At 70.1% G+C, this 3,552-nt stretch carries 4 protein-coding genes and 1 pseudogene; 2 read left to right on the plus strand and 3 right to left on the minus strand.

Features of this window, described 5'->3' with window-relative positions; genetic code table 11:
* Together Q8M88_RS09905 and Q8M88_RS09910 are read left to right on the plus strand one after the other, a co-directional pair.
* Positions 1-373 (plus strand): annotated as a pseudogene (locus Q8M88_RS09905) (tRNA(Ile)-lysidine synthetase); the annotation flags it as partial.
* 25 nt (positions 374-398) lie between these two features.
* On the plus strand, positions 399-1,040 hold the full coding sequence (locus Q8M88_RS09910) for an HAD family hydrolase (protein ID WP_305596878.1): 642 nt from the start codon (positions 399-401) through the stop codon (positions 1,038-1,040).
* A 3-nt stretch (positions 1,041-1,043) separates the two neighbouring features.
* Here Q8M88_RS09910 and Q8M88_RS09915 read toward each other — a convergent pair whose 3' ends face one another.
* From Q8M88_RS09915 to Q8M88_RS09925, 3 genes are all read right to left on the minus strand, one after another.
* Complete coding sequence (locus Q8M88_RS09915) at positions 1,044-1,916, minus strand: alpha/beta fold hydrolase (protein WP_305596880.1); 873 nt, start codon at positions 1,914-1,916, stop codon at positions 1,044-1,046.
* Positions 1,917-1,968: 52 nt separating this feature from the next.
* Positions 1,969-2,934: a M23 family metallopeptidase gene (locus tag Q8M88_RS09920; RefSeq protein WP_305596892.1), complete on the minus strand. Its 966-nt coding sequence runs from the start codon at positions 2,932-2,934 to the stop codon at positions 1,969-1,971.
* Between the two features lie 266 nt (positions 2,935-3,200).
* The coding region (locus tag Q8M88_RS09925; protein ID WP_305596894.1) for an NAD(P)(+) transhydrogenase (Re/Si-specific) subunit beta at positions 3,201-3,552 on the minus strand (352 nt) is incomplete at its 5' end.

A 3,552-nucleotide genomic window follows, 5' to 3' on the forward strand; every position in this document is an offset into this window, starting at 1 on the left:
CGGCGCGCGATGCGCGGCAGACGCCGAGGTCGTGCGCCTTTCCCGCGAGCCTGGCGAAACCGCGCGCAGAGGATTGGCGCCGATAGGCCTGACGGCGGGCGCCGGCGTTGTCTGGGACGGCCGCTACGAAATCCGCGTGTCGAGCCCTGGCATGACCGTACGCTCACTGGCCGGCCTCGCGGCGTCCCTGCCGAACGCCGAGCGCCGCGCGCTCGCCCGCGTGCCCGCCAGTCTGCGCGGCGCCCTGCCCGCGCTGCATGGTCCACAGGGCGTCAGTTGTCCGCTGCTCGCGGCGGAGCCCGCGGTGGAGGTCCAGACCCTCGCGCTCATCCGCCTGCAGGCGGCGCTGGGCGCAGTCCAGCGGGAGGTCTAACCCTCTCCGCTCGATTGGACGGGTCATGCGGGAGGCGACGATGGCGATCCGGGCGGTGTTCTTCGATGTGGGCGAGACGCTGATCGACGAGACACGGCATTGGGGCGAGCTGGCGGACTGGCTGAGTGTTCCCAGGCTCACCTTCCTCGGCGTGCTAGGCGCGGTGATCGCCCGCGGCCAGCACCACCGCACGGTGTTCGAGCACTTCGCCCCTGAGTTTGCGGCGGCGGAGCGTGGCGGTCTGCGACCCGCATATTCCATCCGGCCGGGCGACTTCTATCCCGATGCCCTCTCAACTCTGAAGGCCTTGCGAGGACACGGCTTGGCGGTGGGCGTCGCAGGCAACCAGCCGGCGGAAGCGGAGGCGGCGTTGATCGCCTGCAGCGTACCCGCCGACCATGTGGCCACCTCAGCCGCCTGGGGCGTCGAGAAGCCGTCGCTCGCGTTCTTCGCCAAGGTCGCCGAACTCGCGAGCTTGGCGCCGGACGAGATCGCCTATGTCGGCGACCGATTGGACAACGACGTGCTCCCTGCGCTGGACGCCGGCATGCGGGCCTATTTGATCCGTCGCGGGCCGTGGGGCGTGCTGCACGCCGAGCAGCCCGAGGCGGCGCGCGCTCATGGCGTTCTGACCAGCCTGAGCGAACTCCCGAGCCTGCTGGGCTGAGCCTCAGCCGATCGCCAGCACGTGGCGGACGCCGGCGACGATGCGGTCGGCGAAGCGGCGGCCCAGCAGGTTGGCGTGATTGGCGCCGGCGACGTGCTCGACGTGGCCACGCAGCGAGGCGTGCGCCGGTTCAGACTGCACCTGCTTCAAGCCGTTCATCCGCGCCGCGACGCCGGCGGTGATCACCGCCACCGGCCATTCCGCGCGATAGGCGCCGGCGGCGCGCGCCTGTTCGGAAGCCTCGCCCCAGTGGGCGACCTCGTCGGCGGCGGCGCGGTGATGATGCGGCATGCCGAAGATCCGGCGTTTCTCCGCCGCCGCCGCGCCGGCGAGCTCCATGTTGTCGCCGTAGAGGGCGGCCACGGGGCGGGCGAGGCCCAGGCCCGCGCCACGGCTCCACCACAGGCTGGCCCGCGCATAGTGCTCCACCGCGTGGCGGATCATCGGCGCTTCGATGGTCTCGGCGGTAGCCGCGTCGACCAGCACCAGGCCCGCGACCTTGTCGGGATTGCGCATGGCGTACAGCCGCACCCACAGCCCCGCCATGGAATGGCCGACCAGCACGAAGGGCCCGGGCTCGCCCGCCCGCTCCAACAGCCGCTCGAGATCCTCGACGATGGCCCGGCCGTCGCGCGGGGCGGGGCCAGGGTCCGAATATCCGAGACCAGCGCGATCGTAGGCGAGGCTGCGCAAGCCGTCGGCGGCCAGCATCTCCTGGACCACCGCCCAGTCGGAGGCCGAACCGAAGGAGCCCGCCTCGCAGAGGACCGTGGGCTGGCTGGAGGCCGCGCCCTCACGCACGAGGCGCATGCGCCGCCCGCCCAGGTCGATCATCTCACCGCGGGGCGGGTGAAAGCCGCGAGCTGCCTGCGCCATGGCCGTTATCTAGGAAGCGGGTTCCGCTGAGTCGAGGCGCGATACGCGATTTCTAAGGCGTGATTGTCAATGGCGCGATCGGGGTCGCCGGAACGATCGCCGAGGCAGGCGTCGCGGCCTGCAGCGCTTCGGCGGCGATCTCGGCATGCTGGGCGGCGGCGACCTTGGCGACCAGCGCCTTACGTTCCTGCAGGGGGGTGAATTGGGCGCTGACCACGTCGATGCGGCCATGGGCGCGCTCACCCGCGGTGAACGCGACGACGCCGGCAGCCTTGGCTTTCTTGGCTTCCGCGGCCTCCAGCTTGGCCTGCTCGCGGTCTTCCATCAGTTCGCGCTTGGCCTGCGGGATGTGTGAGACGTAGGCGATGCGGACGCCGCGCGGGATGCGTGCCGCGCGGGCCAGCGGCAGGTCGTCGGCGGTGGCGAAGCTGCGGTCGAGGAACAGCGTCGGGTTGAGCGGTCGGTCGCGGGCGTCGCGCAGCTCGAAATGCAGGTGCGGGCCGGTGGACGAACCGCTGTTGCCGATCGCGCCGATGCGTACGCCGGACTTCACCGCCGCGCCCGGGATGGCCGCGGCGTCGATGGCGCCAAGATGGGCGTAGAGGGTGGTCAGGCCCTCGGCGTGACGGACCTCCACGAAGCGGCCGTAGCCGCCGTCGGAACCCGCGCGGGTCACTACGCCATCGGCCGCGGCCAGCACGGCTTCGCCAGGCTCGGCGGCGATGTCGACGCCCTCGTGCAACCGGCCGCCTTCTTCCCAGGGCAGTTTGCGCAGGCCGAAAGGCGAGTTGATCGCGCGGCCAGGAACGGGTTCGGAGAAGGCGATCAGGCTCACCGGCTCTGGCGTGACGACGACGGGGGCCGCGGCGACGTGCGCCGGCCGCGCCATAGGCGTAGCGGTCTCGGGAAGGCTCGCGTGGGCGGCGCTGAGCGCGACCAGGGCCGCCGCCGCGCCGACCAGGGCGTCCAGACGCCAGGAGTGGCCGCGTGCGGGTAGGGCCGTTGCCGTTTCAGTCAAACAGAGCTTCTCCGAGTAAAGTCACGCTTCGCGATGGCCTGGTGAGGTCAAGACGACGAACGCGACCGTGGTGGAAAATTAACGCCGGGTGAATTGATAGACATTCTGGGCGAAAGCGAGGCAAGCGGATTCTCCATCCCGCCGCTCAAGCCCCAGGTAGGAGCCGGCGCGCCCATGCGACACCCCGGCGCGACCAGAGGTCGCAGGTCATCTGTGTGGTTATACTGAGAATAAGCGCCGCCTTGCTGGCAACCGGAGCGCTGAACTCAAAGGCCCTTGAGGATGCCTTCGACCATTTTCTTGGCGTCCGCGAACAGCATCATGGTGTTGTCGCGGAAGAAGAGCTCGTTCTCGACGCCGGCGTAGCCGGAGCCCATGCCGCGTTTGACGAACAGTACGGTGCGGGCCTTTTCGACGTCCAGGATCGGCATGCCGTAGATCGCCGAGGTCGGGTCGGTCTTGGCCGCCGGGTTGGTAACGTCGTTGGCGCCGATAACGAAGGCGACGTCGGCGGTGGCGAACTCGGAGTTGATGTCCTCCAGCTCGAACACCTCGTCATAAGGGACGTTGGCCTCGGCGAGCAGCACGTTCATGTGGCCGGGCATGCGTCCGGCCACC

Source organism: Phenylobacterium sp., from assembly GCF_030693805.1.
GTDB lineage: Bacteria > Pseudomonadota > Alphaproteobacteria > Caulobacterales > Caulobacteraceae > Phenylobacterium.